This window comes from Leclercia sp. UBA5958, assembly GCF_002430365.1.
Lineage (GTDB): Bacteria > Pseudomonadota > Gammaproteobacteria > Enterobacterales > Enterobacteriaceae > Enterobacter > Enterobacter pneumoniae.
This window is the reverse complement of record NZ_DJCE01000008.1, coordinates 32,509-49,403: the sequence shown is the minus strand read 5'-3', so window position 1 is coordinate 49,403 and position 16,895 is coordinate 32,509. Positions and strand designations below refer to the sequence as shown.

16 protein-coding genes are annotated in these 16,895 nt (G+C 59.2%); 13 read left to right on the top strand and 3 right to left on the bottom strand.

Translation table 11 applies throughout. The features are described 5' to 3' along the window. Positions 1-20: 20 nt before the first annotated feature. From B2Q93_RS13365 to paaZ, 3 genes are all read right to left on the bottom strand, one after another. Entirely contained in the window at positions 21-743 is a 723-nt protein-coding gene (locus B2Q93_RS13365) for a DUF6216 family protein (protein ID WP_286933460.1), read from the bottom strand. Positions 744-886: 143 nt separating this feature from the next. Then, on the bottom strand, positions 887-3,163 hold the full coding sequence (tynA, locus tag B2Q93_RS13360) for a primary-amine oxidase (RefSeq protein WP_207291821.1): 2,277 nt from the start codon (positions 3,161-3,163) through the stop codon (positions 887-889). A gap of 175 nt (positions 3,164-3,338) precedes the next feature. Next, on the bottom strand, positions 3,339-5,384 hold the full coding sequence (gene paaZ, locus B2Q93_RS13355; protein ID WP_207291820.1) for a phenylacetic acid degradation bifunctional protein PaaZ: 2,046 nt from the start codon (positions 5,382-5,384) through the stop codon (positions 3,339-3,341). A gap of 284 nt (positions 5,385-5,668) precedes the next feature. On the opposite strand from paaZ, the gene paaA reads away from it, so the two are divergent. The 13 genes from paaA to paaY all read left to right on the top strand — a co-directional run bounded on the left by paaA (position 5,669) and on the right by paaY (position 16,814). After that, positions 5,669-6,598, top strand: a complete 930-nt coding sequence (gene paaA, locus B2Q93_RS13350; protein WP_040075421.1) for a 1,2-phenylacetyl-CoA epoxidase subunit PaaA — start codon at positions 5,669-5,671, stop codon at positions 6,596-6,598. A gap of 11 nt (positions 6,599-6,609) precedes the next feature. After that, complete coding sequence (paaB, locus tag B2Q93_RS13345) at positions 6,610-6,897, top strand: 1,2-phenylacetyl-CoA epoxidase subunit PaaB (protein ID WP_040075422.1); 288 nt, start codon at positions 6,610-6,612, stop codon at positions 6,895-6,897. A gap of 8 nt (positions 6,898-6,905) precedes the next feature. Beyond that, entirely contained in the window at positions 6,906-7,652 is a 747-nt protein-coding gene (paaC, locus tag B2Q93_RS13340; RefSeq protein WP_286933458.1) for a 1,2-phenylacetyl-CoA epoxidase subunit PaaC, read from the top strand. A gap of 14 nt (positions 7,653-7,666) precedes the next feature. Further along, positions 7,667-8,164 carry a 1,2-phenylacetyl-CoA epoxidase subunit PaaD gene (paaD, locus tag B2Q93_RS13335; protein WP_040075424.1) on the top strand — a complete coding sequence of 166 codons (498 nt, stop codon included), beginning with the start codon at positions 7,667-7,669 and terminating at the stop codon, positions 8,162-8,164. Positions 8,165-8,171: 7 nt separating this feature from the next. Beyond that, the gene (paaE, locus tag B2Q93_RS13330) at positions 8,172-9,242 is read left to right on the top strand and encodes a 1,2-phenylacetyl-CoA epoxidase subunit PaaE (protein WP_286933456.1); all 1,071 of its coding nucleotides are present in this window, start codon (positions 8,172-8,174) and stop codon (positions 9,240-9,242) included. After that, positions 9,239-10,006 (top strand): 2,3-dehydroadipyl-CoA hydratase PaaF, encoded by a 768-nt coding sequence (paaF, locus tag B2Q93_RS13325; RefSeq protein WP_212475794.1) that lies wholly within the window; start codon positions 9,239-9,241, stop codon positions 10,004-10,006. The genes paaE and paaF overlap by 4 nt, the downstream gene beginning before the upstream one ends. 2 nt (positions 10,007-10,008) lie before the next feature. Continuing rightward, the gene (gene paaG / locus B2Q93_RS13320) at positions 10,009-10,794 is read left to right on the top strand and encodes a 2-(1,2-epoxy-1,2-dihydrophenyl)acetyl-CoA isomerase PaaG (RefSeq protein WP_046885255.1); all 786 of its coding nucleotides are present in this window, start codon (positions 10,009-10,011) and stop codon (positions 10,792-10,794) included. Positions 10,795-10,796: 2 nt separating this feature from the next. Beyond that, entirely contained in the window at positions 10,797-12,224 is a 1,428-nt protein-coding gene (locus tag B2Q93_RS13315; RefSeq protein ID WP_233803496.1) for a 3-hydroxyacyl-CoA dehydrogenase, read from the top strand. Then, positions 12,214-12,636, top strand: a complete 423-nt coding sequence (gene paaI, locus B2Q93_RS13310; RefSeq protein WP_207291814.1) for a hydroxyphenylacetyl-CoA thioesterase PaaI — start codon at positions 12,214-12,216, stop codon at positions 12,634-12,636. Before B2Q93_RS13315 ends, paaI begins: the two co-directional genes overlap by 11 nt. Beyond that, positions 12,636-13,841, top strand: coding sequence for a 3-oxoadipyl-CoA thiolase (gene pcaF, locus B2Q93_RS13305; protein WP_046885258.1), 1,206 nt, complete (start codon positions 12,636-12,638; stop codon positions 13,839-13,841). The genes paaI and pcaF overlap by 1 nt, the downstream gene beginning before the upstream one ends. Before the next feature lie 26 nt (positions 13,842-13,867). Beyond that, on the top strand, positions 13,868-15,184 hold the full coding sequence (paaK, locus tag B2Q93_RS13300) for a phenylacetate--CoA ligase PaaK (RefSeq protein ID WP_212475800.1): 1,317 nt from the start codon (positions 13,868-13,870) through the stop codon (positions 15,182-15,184). Between the two features lie 87 nt (positions 15,185-15,271). After that, complete coding sequence (gene paaX, locus B2Q93_RS13295; RefSeq protein ID WP_046885260.1) at positions 15,272-16,207, top strand: phenylacetic acid degradation operon negative regulatory protein PaaX; 936 nt, start codon at positions 15,272-15,274, stop codon at positions 16,205-16,207. A 10-nt stretch (positions 16,208-16,217) separates the two neighbouring features. Continuing rightward, complete coding sequence (gene paaY / locus B2Q93_RS13290) at positions 16,218-16,814, top strand: phenylacetic acid degradation protein PaaY (RefSeq protein ID WP_286933455.1); 597 nt, start codon at positions 16,218-16,220, stop codon at positions 16,812-16,814. The last annotated feature ends 81 nt before the right edge of the window (positions 16,815-16,895 follow it).

The following is a 16,895-nucleotide window of genomic DNA, read 5'->3' as shown; positions in this document are numbered from 1 at the left end:
GCCCTCGTAAGAGGGCTTTTTCACATTACGTAGCTTTCAGCAATCTTGTGCTCATTCTTAACATAGTTGTGGAGTCGCTTTTTATAGATAAGCGAGAGCACCAGGCTTGCGGCGATCCAGAACAGCAACATACTGAGCAAGGTGACCATGGTGTAGATAACCGGCTTATCTTTTTCGAACTGTTTTACCGCCTTAATCACATCCTGCTTATATTCCTCATTAACAAAGGTCTCGCAAATCATTTGTACCAGGCCGTGGGAGGGGGTAAGCGGCATTTCTGCGGGAGCCTGGCAAGTGGCCGGGGTGATCGACCAACGCCCTTTACGGATGACTGCAAAAGCCTCTGAACCGCCCTGCGGGGAGAGATAAAAGTTCTCATCGGTAGGCTTGTAAAAAAGCGATGCCGCGCCTTTTGGCGTATTCGCGACCTTAAACAGCATGTTGCCCATAAAACCGCAGGCGCTCAGCGAGATAGCGGCGATTAAGCATGATCCAATCAGCTCAGTTCTGGATATCGAGGGGGTTTTGTTTAAAGGGAGATTGATTGCGAAGAGGAACAACAGAAACCGGCTTATTCCATTCTTCTGGTAAATTTCATGGGCCGAAGTGGGGTTCCGCCTGGCACAGACCTTCATGAGCGCTACGATGGCGCCAAAAATCGCGATAAATGCAGCCAGCGTTCCGATTGGCGATCCGCTGAACTCCTTGCCAATTAAGTCAATGAAAGAAATATTATTTTCCATAGCGTCCTCTTCGGTCGATCATCATCCACTGGCACATTATTAGCAGCCTGATAGTGAATTAGGAAGCGTTACGTCCCGGGAGGCGGTGGTCATATCGTGTTAACCATGGCAAAAAAAGCCGGGCATCACGCCCGGCTTCACGGTTATTTACTCTCGTCTTTCTTCTTGCCAAGCGTAGGGGTCTCGTCAAAGAAGTTCCAGGGTTTGAGGAGGGTATGGACCCACTCGGTTGGCATGATAGGCCACTCCTCCGCACGTGCCACGTGGGTGGTACCGGTGGTCATCCAGACCACGTTATCCTGGTCGTTCAGGTTTTCGTTATCTTTACTGTACTTGCCCAGCCCCTCATCGTGAATGGAGCGGTTCGGGAATTTGCCTTCCGGGTACATCTCATTAGGATGGTAGCGGGTCACCCACAACTGCTTATCCATAAAGCTCAGACGATGGTAGATCCACTCATCCTTCGCGAAATTCGCTCCGGTGGCGACCGGGTGGGTGCCCCCGGCGTAAGGGATTATCTGGTAAGACACCGGGTTACCCATGCGGTTCTCTTTAGTGGTGTTGCTCAGCAGGCGGATGGTGCCGGGGTCGAACTTCTGTGCCGCCTGCTGTTCGGTATCAATGGTGTACTGATTCACCTGCATGGTGCTGGTACGTGGGCCGCCCGTGGTGTTTGGCTTCACCTCAGGATCCATGGCCACCATGCGGTTGTTAGTGCCATCTACGTCCATATCCAGGCGGAAGTTATAGATATGCTGGTGGGTGGTGCCAACAATATTATGGTCGATCAGCGTGCCATATTTGGTGTCATCTTTGGCGCTCGGATCATGCATGGTTTTCGCCTGCACCCCTTTCACCGCTTCGATACCGGTTGCCCCGGCATCAATTCCGATGGTGCCATTTTGGTGGAAGACCCAGTCAAAGATGTAGTCGTAGTTCCCTACGGTACTGACCCAGCGCACCACCAGCTCCCGCCGCTCGGCGCTGACGTTGGGTTTCCCCATCTCCTGGTGCTTATACTCTGGCCCGGCATAGCGTTCGAAAATAGCGATAGCGCGCGGGATCTCCATCGGTGCCCCGGTATAGTCCGGAATGGTCTCGTTGAGCATCACCGCATTTGAAGGCACATCTTTACCGCGCACCAGCGAGGAGGTCAGGGTGCCCATGCCGTAATCGCCGGAGTCCAGATAAGCCTTGAAGTACCAGCCCACATCCGGGTCGCCGTAAGGCACGATCATTCCGCCCAGCGATCCCTGGTACATAACCTGGCGTTTTTTACCGTTGTCGTTATAGGTAATGGTCGACAAAATCGGCCCTACGCGGGAGTCCAGCCGCAGGTGGAAATCCCAGTTCTGCCAGTGCACCATGTCGCCGGTAATGGTGTAGTTTTTACCCTCCGGCTCCACGATATTCAGCGGTTTCAGACTCGGCGCCACGCGGTCGCGGCCATCATACGGACGCGGCGTCAACGGTACTGGCACCACCGGACCCTCTTCAATTTTCTGGATCTTTTTCTGCTCCAGGTCGACCACGGCCACCAGGTTTTCGATCGGGTGGGCCCAATAGTTACCGTCACCGACATCCAGATAGCTCACCACCTTCAGCAGGCGATCTTCCTGCCGGAGGCCGTCTTTACCGTCGAAGTAACCGACCGTCAACGGCGTAGTCACCACCTTACTCGGGTCATCCACGCCGTGCTTCTTCAGCGCTTGCGCAAACTCCGGGCTGGAGGTGACGATGCTTTGTACGGTCATAAAGTCATCCAGCAGCACCATGCCGTGCGCATCTTTGATAGCCGCCCAGCTGACCACTTTTTTCTCTTGCAGATCCACCACGCTTTCGACGATATGTTTCCCGTCGAGCATGGTGATGGCGGCCTGACGAGGCGCATCAACGGCGGTGCCATTGAGGACAAAGTCCCATACTTTGGCTTTTTCAGGCTCTACCAGCGCAATCTGGGTAAAGCGGGTGTTAGGTTTGAAATCCGGCGCGGCTTTAACAATTTCCACCGCCTGCTTGATCTCGTCGGCCGAGAGGGCGTTCAGCGGGTGCGGGGTCTTTTCCACCTGGAAAGTCTGGTCCAGCCCTGACTGGAAGACGTCGTTAATAAAGGTTTCAGGGATCATCGCCGTCTGGCCTTCCATCACCACCGGCACCTGTAGCGTCACCGGCTTGCCGTTGACCATCGCCTGTTTCGCGCCGGGTTTCACCTTCACAAAGGCGCCATCCTTGCTGATGGTAAACATCTGGGCGTAGTCATCCCATTGCACATCCGCGCCAAAGTCGGCCAGGGTTTTGTCCATCGGCACCATGTGTGCGGCGGTGCCATGCGCCATCGCCGGCGCCTGGCCAAGTAAAAGGGCCGCGACGGCCAGAGCGACTGCCGTTTTACGCGGGGAAAAAAGAGAGGGGCTTCCCATAATTAACCTCGTATTGTTGTGTCGTTGTGCACTCGGGACCGCTGTTCTGCGCGCGGTTTACTCATCGCCAACATAGCAATATCGCCATGGACACTGTTTGCCTGCGTTTGCCAGATTATTTGTCAGATGTGCCAGAAGCCGGATAACGCAGGCTGCGTTATCCGGAAGAGGAGGGTCAGAGGTCAATGTCCCCGTGCTGGCGCGCAACGAGGGTCAGAATGGAGTAGAGAGCGACGGCCTGCTGATGCTGGTTGAAGATCTCCACCGCCCATTCCACTACGCCGGTCGGTTTCTCATCCGCCGTACGCTGTTTCTTGAGCGTCTTACGTTTACAGGTCAGGCGTACCTGGATGGTATCGCCCGGTTTGACCGGTTCGATAAAGCGCAGATTTTCCATGCCGTAATTGGCAATCACCGGGCCAACGCCCGCATCCACAAAGAGACCGGCAGCGGCAGAAATGACAAAGTAACCGTGGACCACGCGCTCGCCGAAGATCGACTCGGCAGCACCGATTTTATCCATGTGGGCGTAGAAGTGATCCCCGCTCAGGCAGGCGAAATTGACGATGTCGGTCTCGGTCAGGGTACGGCGCGGCGTCAGGAGACTATCCCCTGGCTGTAACTCTTCGAAGTATTTGCGGAACGGATGAACGCGATCTTCCTGCACGCTGGCGCCACGTACCCACTGTTTGCTGATGGCTGCCAGCATTGATGGGCTGCCCTGAATCGCCGTACGCTGCAGATAATGTTTCACCGCGCGCAGGCCGCCCAACTCCTCGCCGCCCCCGGCACGCCCCGGCCCGCCGTGAACCAGCTGGGGCAGAGGAGAGCCGTGGCCGGTAGACTCTTTGGCTGACTCCTGGTTAAGGATCTGAATACGGCCATGCGCCCGCGCCGCGCCGGCAATAAACTGCCGCGCCAGCGCCGGATTAGCGGTTACCAGCGTGCCCGCCAGGCTCCCTTCACCCGCGCGGGCAAGGGCCATCGCGTGTTCAGCATCCTGGTACGGCATCAGAGTCGCGACCGGGCCAAAGGCTTCGGTGGCATGCACCGCGGGGGTTTCATCCGGTTGCGGACAGAAGAGCAGCGTCGGCGGGAAGAATGCGCCGGCCGCGTTGAGATCGGCTTTGCCGCCGAGGCGCACCTGACAGCCTGCTGTCACCAGTGCATCAACCTTCTCTTGCACGTCGGCGCGCTGTTCGGCGTTGACCAGCGCCCCCATTTTTACCCCCTCCTGCGCCGGATCGCCGACCACCACGCTTTCCAGCCGGGCAATCAGCGCCTGGCTCACCGCCTCGATCTGAGCCTGCGGCACGATGATACGGCGAATGGCGGTACATTTCTGTCCGGCCTTGGCGGTCATTTCACGCACCACTTCACGAATGAACAGGGCAAATTCCGGCTGCTCCGGCGTAACGTCCTCCCCCAGCACGCAGCAGTTTAGCGAGTCGGCTTCCATGGTGAAGGGGATGGATTTGGCGACGATGTTGGGGTGAACCCGCAGCATCTGGCCGGTGCTTGCCGAGCCGGTAAAGGTCACCACGTCCTGGCTGTCCAGGTGGTCAAGCAGATCGCCCGCGCCGCCGCATATCAGGCTGATTGCCCCTTCGGGCACCAGGCCGCTTTCAACGATGGATTTTACCATCGCCTGGGTGAGCTGGGCGGTGGCGGTGGCCGGTTTGATAATGGCAGGCATTCCGGCAAGCCAGGTTGGCGCCAGTTTTTCCAGCATCCCCCAGCAGGGGAAGTTAAAGGCATTAATATGCAGCGCCACGCCCGATTTCGACGTCAGTACATGACGAGCCGCAAAGCCTCCCTCCTTAGAGAGCGGTATCAGTTCATCTTCCGGCCACAGGGTATCGTCCGGTAGCTCGCGGTTGCCCAGGCTCGCATAGGTGAAAAGGGTACCGATGCCCCCTTCGATATCCACCCAGCTATCGGCTTTGGTTGCCCCGGTCTGTGCCGAGAGGGCATAGAACTCCGCTTTCTGGCTTAGCAGATGCTTCGCCACCGCTTTGATCATCGCGGCGCGCTCGATAAAGGTCATCGCATGAAGTGACTCACCGCCTTTCTCAATGGCGTAGCGACGCGCGGCGGCCATATCCAGCCCTTCGCTGGTGACCTGCCAGAGCGGTTCGCCCGTAATGGCGTGATAAATGCTGCGTTCACGGCCCCGGCCAGACTGCCAGGTGCCGGATAAGAAGCTGGCTAACTGCTGCATTTCTTCTCTCCAAGTGTTTCGTGATTTCACTATAGATAGTTTGATCGCGAATCATAAAATGCAAGGAATGTTTTAATGATTTGTTAACAATGTGATCTTGCCTGACGAATGTCCTGCGCATCGATCCAGGCGCGACGCGGGCTAAGCAAAAGGGTTGCGAGCGCCATCACAAAATAGACAAACAACTCTTGGGGTTATATTTAACCTTTGTGTAACTTTTAAAAAACAAAGTGATTCGCTAATCGGCGTCACTTGATGGATTCACGAATCATAAAGGTGATGATGTGACAGAAGAACAACGTTTTGAGCAACGCATCGCGCAGGAGACGGCCATTGAGCCGCAAGACTGGATGCCGGAAGCCTATCGTAAAACGCTGATCCGTCAGATTGGCCAGCACGCGCACTCTGAGATTGTTGGCATGTTGCCGGAAGGTAACTGGATCACCCGCGCACCAACGCTACGGCGCAAAGCCATTCTGCTGGCGAAGGTGCAGGACGAGGCGGGTCACGGACTCTATCTCTACAGTGCGGCAGAAACGCTGGGCTGCGCCCGGGAAGACATCTACCAAAAGATGCTCGACGGCAAAATGAAATACTCCTCCATCTTTAACTATCCCACTCTGAGCTGGGCGGATATCGGGGTGATTGGCTGGCTGGTGGACGGGGCGGCCATTGTGAACCAGGTGGCGCTCTGCCGAACCTCTTATGGCCCCTACGCCCGGGCGATGGTGAAAATCTGTAAAGAAGAGAGCTTCCACCAGCGTCAGGGCTTTGAAGCCTGCATGGCGCTGTCACAGGGGAGCGAGGCGCAGCGGCAGATGTTGCAGGACGCCATCAACCGCTTCTGGTGGCCAGCGCTGATGATGTTTGGACCCAACGATGATAACTCACCGAACAGCGCCCGCAGCCTGGCCTGGAAAATCAAACGTTTTGGTAACGATGAGCTGCGTCAGCGCTTTGTCGACAACACCGTGCCGCAGGTTGAGATGCTGGGCATGACCGTGCCGGACCCGGATCTGCATCTGGACGAAGAGAGCGGCCACTACCGCTTCGGCGAAATCAACTGGCAAGAATTTGACGACGTGATCAACGGCCGCGGCGTGTGCAACCATGAGCGCCTGGCCGCCAAGCGTAAAGCCTGGGAAGAGGGGACGTGGGTGCGCGAAGCCGCACTGGCGCACGCCGAAAAACAGCACGTCCGCAACGTCGCTTAGGAGGAAGCACAATGAGCAAAACATACTGGCCGTTATATGAAGTCTTTATCCGCACCAAACAGGGGTTGTCTCACCGTCACGTGGGAAGCCTGCATGCCGCCGATGAGCGCATGGCGCTGGAGAATGCACGCGATGCCTATACCCGCCGCAGCGAAGGCTGCTCAATCTGGGTGGTGAAGGCGAGCGAAATTGTCGCCTCCCAGCCGGAAGAGCGCGGCGAGTTCTTCGACCCGGCTGAGAGCAAGGTCTATCGCCATCCCACTTTCTACACCATCCCTGATGGCATCGAGCATATGTGAGGTCAGGGATGAAAACATTAACGGCTTATGTACTGCGTCTGGGTGATAACGGGCTGGTGCTCTCCCAGCGCCTTGGCGCGTGGTGCGGCCATGCACCGGAGCTGGAGATCGACCTGGCGCTGGCCAATATCGGCCTCGATCTGCTGGGGCAGGCGCGCAACTTCTTAACCTATGCCGCCGAGCTGGAAGGGGACGGCGATGAAGATTCGCTGGCCTTCGGGCGAGATGAGCGTCAGTTCAGCAATCTGCTGCTGGTGGAGCAACCGAACGGTAACTTTGCCGATACCATCGCGCGCCAGTATTTCATCGATGCCTGGCACGTGGCGCTGTATAGCCGTCTGGTGCAGAGCCGCGATGCGCAACTGGCCGCGATCGCCGCCAAGTCGCTGAAAGAGGTGCGCTACCACCTGCGTTTCAGCCGCGGCTGGCTGGAGCGCCTCGGCAACGGGACAGCACTCTCCGCTGAAAGAATGCAGCAGGCCATCAACGAACTGTGGCGCTTTACCGGGGAGTTGTTTGAGGCCGACGACGTTGACCTGGCGCTGAGCGAAGAGGGCATCGCGGTCGATCCGCGTACGCTGCGCGACGCCTGGGAAGCGGAAATCATGGCCGGTCTCAAGGATGCAGCCCTGACGGTACCAGAAGAGGCGGCCTACCGCAGCGGCGGCAGGCAGGGTCTGCATACTGAACATCTGGGGCCGATGCTGGCAGAGATGCAATATCTGCAACGCGTCTATCCCGGTCAGCAGTGGTAACAGAGGAGGACGCTATGCAACGTTTCGCTGAACTGGCCCCCGCCGAAGTCCCGCAAATCTGGTCGCTATTAAGCCAGATCCCGGACCCGGAGATCCCGGTATTAACCATTACCGACCTGGGCATGGTGCGCAGCGTTGAAGCCCAGGGCGACGGCTGGTCGATCGGCTTCACCCCCACCTATTCGGGGTGTCCGGCAACGGATCATCTGATCGGCGCGATCCGCGACACACTGACCGCGCACGGCTTTGCGCCGGTGCAGGTCGCCATTCAGCTCGACCCGGCCTGGACCACCGACTGGATGACCCCGGATGCCCGCGAGCGTCTGCGTCAGTATGGCATTAGCCCACCCGCCGGACACAGTTGCCACGCCCATCTGGCGGCAGAGGTGACCTGCCCGCGTTGCGCCAGCACCTCGACCACCCTTATCAGTGAATTTGGATCCACGGCCTGCAAGGCGCTCTACCGCTGCGATAGCTGCCGTGAACCCTTCGACTATTTCAAATGTATTTGAGGTTGCCATGACAACGTTTCATTCCTTAACGGTGGCAAAAGTGGAGCCCGAAACCCGCGATGCGGTGACCATCACCTTCGCTATCCCACCCACGCTGCAGGAGGCGTATCGCTTCCGTCCCGGTCAACATTTGACCCTGAAGGCTCGCCTCGGTGATGAGGAGCTGCGCCGCTGCTACTCCATCTGTCGAAGCGTTCATCCGGGGGAGATCAGCGTGGCGGTGAAAGCCATCGACGGCGGGCGTTTCTCGCGCTATGCCCAGGGGGAGATCAAGCAGGGGATGGCGCTGGAGGTGATGGTCCCGCAGGGCCACTTTGGCTATCAGCCGCAGGCGGGACAGCAGGGGAGCTATCTGGCGATTGCCGCCGGATCCGGTATTACCCCGATGCTGGCGATTATCGCCACGACTCTGCAAACCGAACCCGACAGCGAATTCACGCTGATCTACGGCAACCGCAGTAGCCAGAGCATGATGTTCCGCCAGGCGCTGGCGGACCTGAAAGACAGCTACCCGTCGCGCCTGCAGCTGGTGCATATCTTCAGCCAGGAGACGCTGGACAGCGCGCTGCTGAGCGGGCGTATCGACGGCGAAAAGCTGCACGCGCTGGCACAACGACTGATTGATTTCAGTCAGTTCGATCAGGCCTTTATCTGTGGCCCTACGGCGATGATGGATGACGCTGAAAACGCGTTGAAAGCGCTGGGGATGCCGGAAAAAGCCATCCATCTGGAGCGTTTTAACACCCCGGGTACGGCGGTCAAACGCGCCCATAGCGTACAGGCGCACGGACAGAAAGTGACCGTCCGCCAGGATGGCCGCGACCGGGAAATCACCCTCGGGGCGGAAGATGAAAGCATTCTTGATGCGGCCCTGCGTCAGGGGGCTGACCTGCCATATGCCTGCAAAGGGGGCGTCTGCGCCACCTGTAAGTGCAAAGTGGTGCGCGGAAAAGTCGAGATGACCACCAACTACAGCCTGGAGCCGGACGAACTGGCCGCAGGCTATGTGCTGAGCTGCCAGGCCCTGCCGCTGACGCCTGACGTGGTAGTCGACTTCGACGCGAAGGGGATGGCATGAGCGAATTGATCCAGACCCGTCATGGCCGCGTATTGCAGCTGACGCTAAACCGCCCTGCGGCGCGCAACGCCCTGAATAATGCGCTGCTCGGCCAGCTGGCAGAGGCGCTGGAAGCAGCCGCCGTGGATAACACGATTTCGGTATGCGTCATCACCGGCGATGCCCGCTTCTTTGCCGCCGGGGCCGACCTGAACGAGATGGCGGAAAAAGATCTGCCCGCCACCCTCAACGACGTTCGCCCCCAGCTTTGGGCGCGTATCAACACCTTCAGTAAACCGTTGATTGCCGCCGTGAACGGTTACGCGCTGGGAGCGGGCTGCGAACTGGTCCTGCTCTGTGACGTGGTGATTGCCGGTGAAAGCGCCCGTTTTGGGCTGCCGGAGATCACTTTAGGGATTATGCCGGGCGCCGGGGGCACCCAGCGTCTGATCCGCTGCGTTGGCAAATCGCTGGCCAGCAAAATGGTGCTGACCGGCGAAAGCATCACCGCCCGGCAGGCGCTGGCGGCAGGGCTGGTGAGTGATATTCACCCGGATGCCCTGACTCTGGAGTACGCCCTGCAGCAGGCGGCACAGATGGCCCGCCACTCGCCGCTGGCACTGCAGGCGGCGAAACAGGCGCTGCGCCAGTCGCAGGAAGTTCCTCTGCAGGCGGGGCTTGCCCAGGAGCGTCAGCTCTTTACGCTGCTGGCCGGCACCGAAGATCGTCGCGAAGGGATCGCCGCCTTCCTGCAGAAACGCAGCCCCGAATTTAAAGGACGTTAACCATGGATTTCATTCTTAGTCACGTTGAACACGGGGTGATGACCCTTACCCTCAACCGCCCGGATCGGCTTAACAGCTTCAACGATGTGATGCACCAGCAGCTGGCGGAATGTCTGAAGCAGGCTGAACGCGATGAGACTATCCGCTGCCTGCTGATCACCGGAGCCGGACGCGGGTTTTGCGCCGGGCAGGATCTGAACGACCGTAACGTTGACCCGAACGGCCCTGCGCCGGACCTCGGGATGTCTGTTGAGCGTTTTTACAACCCGCTGGTTCGTCGTCTGGCGGCATTGCCAAAACCGGTGATCTGCGCGGTGAACGGCGTAGCCGCTGGCGCAGGCGCTACCCTCGCGCTGGGCTGCGACATCGTGATTGCCGCGCGTTCGGCAAACTTTGTCATGGCGTTCAGCAAGCTGGGGCTGGTGCCGGACTGCGGTGGTACCTGGCTGCTGCCGCGCGTCGCGGGCCGGGCGCGGGCGATGGGGCTGGCGCTGCTGGGTGAAAAGCTCAGCGCAGAGCAGGCGCACGCCTGGGGGATGATCTGGCAGGTGGTGGACGATGCCGCGCTGGTGGATACCGCACAGCAGCTGGCGGTGCATCTGGCCGCTCAGCCCACATTCGGGCTGGGGTTAATTAAACAGGCCATCAACGCCTCGGAAACCAACACCCTCGATGCTCAGCTCGATCTGGAGCGTGATTATCAGCGTATAGCGGGCCGAAGCGCCGACTATCGCGAAGGGGTCAGTGCGTTTCTCAACAAACGTGCGCCGCACTTCACGGGGAAATAATCATGACGCTATCTGTTCAAACCGTCGCGGTCATCGGTAGTGGCATCATGGGGGCCGGGATCGCTGAGGTGGCGGCCAGTCAGGGCCACCCGGTGCTGGTATATGACATCGACGCCGGGGCGATTGCCCGCGCCATCGAGGGCATCCGCAGCCGTCTGGCATCGCGCGTGGCCCGCGGCAAGCTCAGCGCCGAAGCGAGCGAAAAGACGCTCTCCCGACTGACGCCGGTCACCGATATTCAGGCGCTGGCCGCCGCCGATCTGGTGATTGAAGCGGCGTCCGAGTGTATGGAAGTGAAAAAGGCGTTGTTTGCCCAGCTGGCTGAGATCTGCCCGCCGCAGACCCTGCTGACCAGTAACACCTCTTCGATCTCGATTACCGCCATTGCCGCAGGCGTGCTTCACCCCGAGCGCGTGGCGGGTCTGCACTTCTTCAACCCTGCACCGGTGATGAAGCTGGTGGAGGTGGTGAGCGGGTTGGCTACCTCGAACGAAGTGGTTGAGCAGCTGTGCGACCTGGCGATCCGCTGGGGTAAACAGCCGGTGCGCTGCCAGTCTACCCCGGGTTTTATTGTCAATCGTGTGGCGCGTCCGTACTACGCCGAAGCCTGGCGTGCGCTGGAGGAGCAGGTGGCAGCCCCACAGGATCTGGACGCTGCCCTGCGTGAAGGGGCGGGCTTCCCCATGGGACCGCTGGAGCTTACCGACATGATCGGCCAGGACGTCAACTTTGCCGTGACCTGTTCCGTGTTTAACGCCTTCTGGCAAGAGCGCCGTTTTCTCCCTTCGCTGATGCAGCAGGAGCTGGTGCTGGGCGGCCGTCTTGGCAAGAAGAGCGGACAGGGCGTCTACAACTGGCGCAGCGATAAGCCGACGGTGGGCTGGTATGAGGCGGTAAGCGACGGCGACAGCGCCGCTTACAGTGAAAAGACAAGTGACGGTGTCACTAAAATTGACGACCTGCTGCTCATTGAGACGCAGGGGGAGACGGCGCAGGCCTTAGCGGCGCGCTATGCCTGCCCGGTGGTGGTGATTGATCGTCTTGAAGGGGACGTGGCGGTCATCGCCAGCGCCGCCAGTAACCCGGCTTCGGCGACGCGTAAAGCGGTGCATTATCTGCAACAGCGGGGCAAGCGCGTCCTGCAGGTCGCAGACTATCCGGGGCTGATCATCTGGCGCACCCTGGCGATGATCATCAACGAAGCCCTGGACGCGCTGCAAAAAGGGGTGGCCCGGGAAGAGGATATCGATACCGCGATGCGGCTGGGGGTGAACTACCCGCGCGGCCCGCTGGCCTGGGGTGAACAACTCGGCTGGCAACGGGTGCTGATCCTGCTGGAAAACCTGCAACGACACTACGGCGAAGAGCGCTATCGCCCATCTTCCCTGCTGCGCCAGCGTGCGCTTCTGGAGAGTAGCTATGAGTCATAACGCCTGGCGTAACGCCCGAGCCATGTATGAAAAAGACGCCTGCGCCCAGGCGTATGGTATCGACATTATCGAGATGAATGACGGTTATGCCGTACTGACCATGCAGGTCACGCCACAAATGCTGAACGGCCATCAAAGCTGTCACGGCGGCCAGCTGTTTACCCTGGCCGATACCGCCTTCGCCTACGCCTGTAACAGCCAGGGGCTGGCGGCGGTCGCGTCCGGCTGCGCCATCGAGTTCATCCGCCCGGCCTTTGCCGGCGACAGGCTGACCGCCACCGCGCAGGTTCGTCACCAGGGCAAACAGACCGGCGTGTACGACATCGAAATCGTTAATCAACAACAGAAAACCGTCGCCTTCTTCCGTGGGAAATCCCACCGCATCGGCGGCACTATCACAGGAGAAGCATGATGCGTGACGCCTATATTTGTGACGGGATCCGCACTCCGATTGGCCGCTACGCTGGCGCCTTATCAGGCGTACGCACCGACGATCTGGGGGCCATCCCGCTGCGCGAGTTGCTGGCGCGTAATCCCGGTCTGGATGCCGGATGTATTGATGATGTGATTTACGGCTGTGCCAACCAGGCGGGGGAAGATAACCGCAACGTGGCGCGCATGTCGCTGCTGCTGGCCGGGCTGCCCCAGACCGTCTCCGGTACGACGCTGAACCGGCTGTGCGGATCTGGCCTTGATGCGCTGGGCTTCGCGGCCCGCGCCATTCGTGCCGGGGATGCCGACCTGATGATCGCCGGGGGAGTGGAGTCGATGTCCCGTGCCCCCTTCGTGATGGGCAAAGCCACCAGCGCCTTTCAGCGCCAGAACGAGATTTTTGATACCACCATCGGCTGGCGTTTTGTGAACCCGCTCATGGCACAGCAATTTGGTACTGACAGCATGCCCGAAACGGCAGAGAATGTAGCCAAATTGTTAAATATTTCCCGTGAGGATCAAGACGCCTTTGCCTACCGCAGCCAGCAACGCACCGCCCAGGCGCAGGCCAGCGGCATTCTGGCGCAGGAGATTGTGCCGGTGGTTCTGAAAGGCAAAAAAGGGGCCGTGACCGAAGTGCAGCACGATGAGCACCTGCGACCGGACACCACGCTTGCGATGCTGGCTGGCCTGAAAGCCCCTTTCCGTGCTGATGGGGTGGTGACCGCCGGGAACGCGTCCGGGGTGAACGATGGCGCCGCGGCGCTGATCGTCGCCAGCGCCGACATGGCGGCCAGCCAGGGCTTAACCCCGCGCGCGCGCATTGTGGCGATGGCCACCGCCGGTGTTGAGCCGCGTCTGATGGGGCTTGGCCCGGTGCCAGCCACCCGCAAAGTTCTGGAGCGTGCCGGTTTAAGCATCAACGATATGGACGTGATTGAGCTGAACGAGGCGTTTGCCGCGCAGGCGCTGGGCGTTCTGCGTGAACTAGGTCTGGCGGATGATGCCGCCCACGTCAACCCGAACGGCGGGGCGATTGCGTTAGGCCATCCGCTGGGGATGAGCGGGGCCAGACTGGCGCTGGCGGCCACTCATGAGCTGCACCGCCGCAACGGGCGGTATGCACTCTGCACCATGTGTATCGGCGTGGGTCAGGGCATTGCCATGATCCTTGAGCGTGTTTGATCAACTCTTACTGTGAGCACCCTACAATGACAACGACAACAAAGCTTGATCCGATTGAAACCGCCTCCGTTGATGAACTGCAGGCTTTGCAAACCCAGCGTCTGAAGTGGACGCTAAAACACGCTTACGACAACGTCCCGATGTATCAACGCAAATTCGATGCGGCGGGCGTTCACCCTGATGATTTCAAAGAGCTGGCGGATATCCGCAAGTTCCCCTGTACCACTAAACAAGATCTGCGTGATAACTATCCGTTCGACACCTTTGCCGTGCCGATGGAGCAGGTGGTGCGCGTCCACGCCTCGTCCGGCACGACCGGAAAGCCGACGGTCGTGGGCTATACACAGAATGACATCGATAACTGGGCCAATCTGGTTGCGCGCTCGCTGCGCGCAGCGGGTGGCAGCGCAAAAGATAAAATTCACGTCGCCTACGGCTACGGGCTCTTTACCGGCGGGCTGGGTGCCCATTATGGCGCCGAGCGTTTAGGGGCGACGGTGATTCCCATGTCCGGCGGCCAGACCGAAAAACAGGCCCAGCTGATCCGTGATTTCCAGCCGGATATGATTATGGTCACGCCTTCCTATTGCCTGAATCTGATTGAAGAGCTGGAGCGTCAGATGGGTGGCGACGCCAGTCAGTGCTCCCTGCGCGTCGGGGTGTTTGGTGCCGAGCCGTGGACGCAGGCGATGCGCTGCGAAATCGAAAAACGCCTCGGCATTACCGCTCTGGATATCTATGGTCTGTCGGAGGTGATGGGGCCCGGAGTGGCGATGGAGTGCATTGAAACCGCGGACGGTCCGACCATCTGGGAAGATCATTTCTATCCCGAAATCGTCAATCCGAACGATGGTACCCCGCTGGCGGACGGCGAGCAGGGCGAGCTGCTGTTCACTACCCTGACCAAAGAGGCGCTGCCGGTGATTCGCTATCGCACCCGTGACCTGACGCGCCTGCTGCCGGGGACGGCGCGCACCATGCGGCGGATGGATCGCATTAGCGGACGCAGTGACGACATGCTCATCATTCGCGGCGTTAACGTCTTCCCGTCCCAGTTGGAGGAGGAGATCGTCAAGTTTGAACATCTCTCACCGCATTACCAGCTGGAAGTGAACCGTAACGGCCATCTTGATTCACTTTGCGTGAAGGTCGAGCTGAAACAGAGCAGTCTGATGCTCAGCCATGAACAGCGCTGCCAGGTCTGCCACCAGTTGCGCCATCGTATTAAATCGATGGTGGGGATCTCGACCGATGTCACTATCGTGAACTGTGGCAGCATCCCACGTTCCGAAGGAAAAGCCTGTCGCGTATTCGACCTGCGGAAAATGGCCGCCAACGGCTAATCCTGACGCTGGCCCTCTCTCTTTTAGGGGCGGGCCAGACGCTTTTCGGCTGTGCTATGATTCATCCTCACTCATAATAACTGCAGAATGAATCACATGAGTAAACTCGACGACTTTATCCAGCATGCGGTCAGTTCTGTACCCGTGAGCGGAACCTCACTGATCGCCTCCCTGTATGGCGATGCGCTCTCCCATCGTGGCGGGGAAATTTGGCTGGGTAGCCTGGCTGCGCTGCTTGAGGGAATGGGATTTGGTGAACGTTTTGTGCGTACCGCACTGTTTCGCCTGAACAAAGAGGGCTGGCTGGACGTGGCGCGCATTGGACGTCGCAGTTTTTATCGACTGAGCGACAAGGGGCTGCGTTTAACCCGCCGCGCTGAACACAAAATTTACCGGGCGGAACAGCCCGCCTGGGATGGTAAGTGGCTGCTGTTGTTGTCAGAGGGGCTGGATAAATCCACCCTCAATGAGGTGAAAAAGCAGCTCATCTGGCAGGGGTTTGGCACGCTGGCACCGAGCCTGATGGCCTCGCCATCCCAGCAGCTGGCCGACGTGCAGTCGCTGCTGCATGAAGCGGGGGTGGCAGATAACGTCATCTGTTTTGAAGCGCACACCCCCCTGGCGCTTTCTCGTGCCGCGTTGCGCGCCCGTGTCGAAGAGTGCTGGCATTTAAGCGAACAGAACCTGATGTACGAAAGCTTTATCGACTCGTTCAGGCCGCTACTGCCGCTGCTGCGCGAAGCCTCTGCGGAGGCGTTAACGCCTGAGCGCTGTTTTCAGATCCAGCTGTTACTGATCCATTTTTACCGTCGCGTGATCCTTAAAGATCCGCTGCTGCCGGAGGAGTTGCTCCCACCGCACTGGGCGGGGCAAACGGCGCGACAACTCTGCATCAACATTTATCAACGCGTGGCGCCCGGGGCGCTGGCGTTTGTCAGTGAAAAGGGCGAGACCACGGTGGGTGAACTGCCTGCGCCGGGTTCGCTTTACTGGCAACGCTTTGGCGGCCTGACCAGCGCGTAACGGAGGTTATGTGCCTGTATATCAAATAGATGGTCTGACGCCGGTCGTGGCGCAAGAGAGCTATGTTCATCCGACTGCGGTATTGATTGGCGATGTGATTATTGGCAAAGGGGTCTATATCGGGCCCAATGCCAGCCTGCGGGGCGACTTCGGGCGCATTGTGGTGAAAGACGGGGCTAACGTGCAGGATAACTGCGTGATGCACGGCTTTCCCGAGCAGGATACCGTTATGGAAGAGGACGGACATATCGGCCACAGCGCCATTTTGCACGGCTGCGTTATCCGCAAAAATGCGCTGGTGGGGATGAATGCGGTGATCATGGACGGTGCGGTGATTGGCGAAAACAGCATTGTCGGCGCGGCGGCCTTTGTGAAAGCGAAGGCGGAAATGCCCGCCAGGTACCTGATTATCGGCAGCCCGGCGAAAGCTATCCGCGCGCTGACGGAGCAGGAAATGGCCTGGAAGAAGCAGGGCACCCGGGAGTATCAGGTGCTGGTGGATCGCTGTAAGCGTACCCTGCATCAGGTGGAACCGCTGCGGGAAGTGGAGCCGGGACGTCAGCGGCTGGTGTTTGATGAAAACCTGCGGCCAAAATCATCCCGCTAAGGCTGCACTGCATGAAAGGATGCGGCTGAGGAGATTCACTAACGCGTTCTCCAGAACGGCCGCACTACCCATTTCACCCTG

What these genes read in the sequence shown, in the direction of transcription:
- B2Q93_RS13365 (WP_286933460.1), bottom strand. Translation starts at nt 743, where the DNA reads ATGGAAAATAATATTTCTTTCATTGACTTAATTGGCAAGGAGTTCAGC.
- tynA (WP_207291821.1), bottom strand. Translation starts at nt 3,163, where the DNA reads ATGGGAAGCCCCTCTCTTTTTTCCCCGCGTAAAACGGCAGTCGCTCTG.
- paaZ (WP_207291820.1), bottom strand. Translation starts at nt 5,384, where the DNA reads ATGCAGCAGTTAGCCAGCTTCTTATCCGGCACCTGGCAGTCTGGCCGG.
- paaB (WP_040075422.1), top strand. Translation starts at nt 6,610, where the DNA reads ATGAGCAAAACATACTGGCCGTTATATGAAGTCTTTATCCGCACCAAA.
- paaC (WP_286933458.1), top strand. Translation starts at nt 6,906, where the DNA reads ATGAAAACATTAACGGCTTATGTACTGCGTCTGGGTGATAACGGGCTG.
- paaD (WP_040075424.1), top strand. Translation starts at nt 7,667, where the DNA reads ATGCAACGTTTCGCTGAACTGGCCCCCGCCGAAGTCCCGCAAATCTGG.
- paaE (WP_286933456.1), top strand. Translation starts at nt 8,172, where the DNA reads ATGACAACGTTTCATTCCTTAACGGTGGCAAAAGTGGAGCCCGAAACC.
- paaF (WP_212475794.1), top strand. Translation starts at nt 9,239, where the DNA reads ATGAGCGAATTGATCCAGACCCGTCATGGCCGCGTATTGCAGCTGACG.
- paaG (WP_046885255.1), top strand. Translation starts at nt 10,009, where the DNA reads ATGGATTTCATTCTTAGTCACGTTGAACACGGGGTGATGACCCTTACC.
- B2Q93_RS13315 (WP_233803496.1), top strand. Translation starts at nt 10,797, where the DNA reads ATGACGCTATCTGTTCAAACCGTCGCGGTCATCGGTAGTGGCATCATG.
- paaI (WP_207291814.1), top strand. Translation starts at nt 12,214, where the DNA reads ATGAGTCATAACGCCTGGCGTAACGCCCGAGCCATGTATGAAAAAGAC.
- pcaF (WP_046885258.1), top strand. Translation starts at nt 12,636, where the DNA reads ATGCGTGACGCCTATATTTGTGACGGGATCCGCACTCCGATTGGCCGC.
- paaK (WP_212475800.1), top strand. Translation starts at nt 13,868, where the DNA reads ATGACAACGACAACAAAGCTTGATCCGATTGAAACCGCCTCCGTTGAT.
- paaX (WP_046885260.1), top strand. Translation starts at nt 15,272, where the DNA reads ATGAATCACATGAGTAAACTCGACGACTTTATCCAGCATGCGGTCAGT.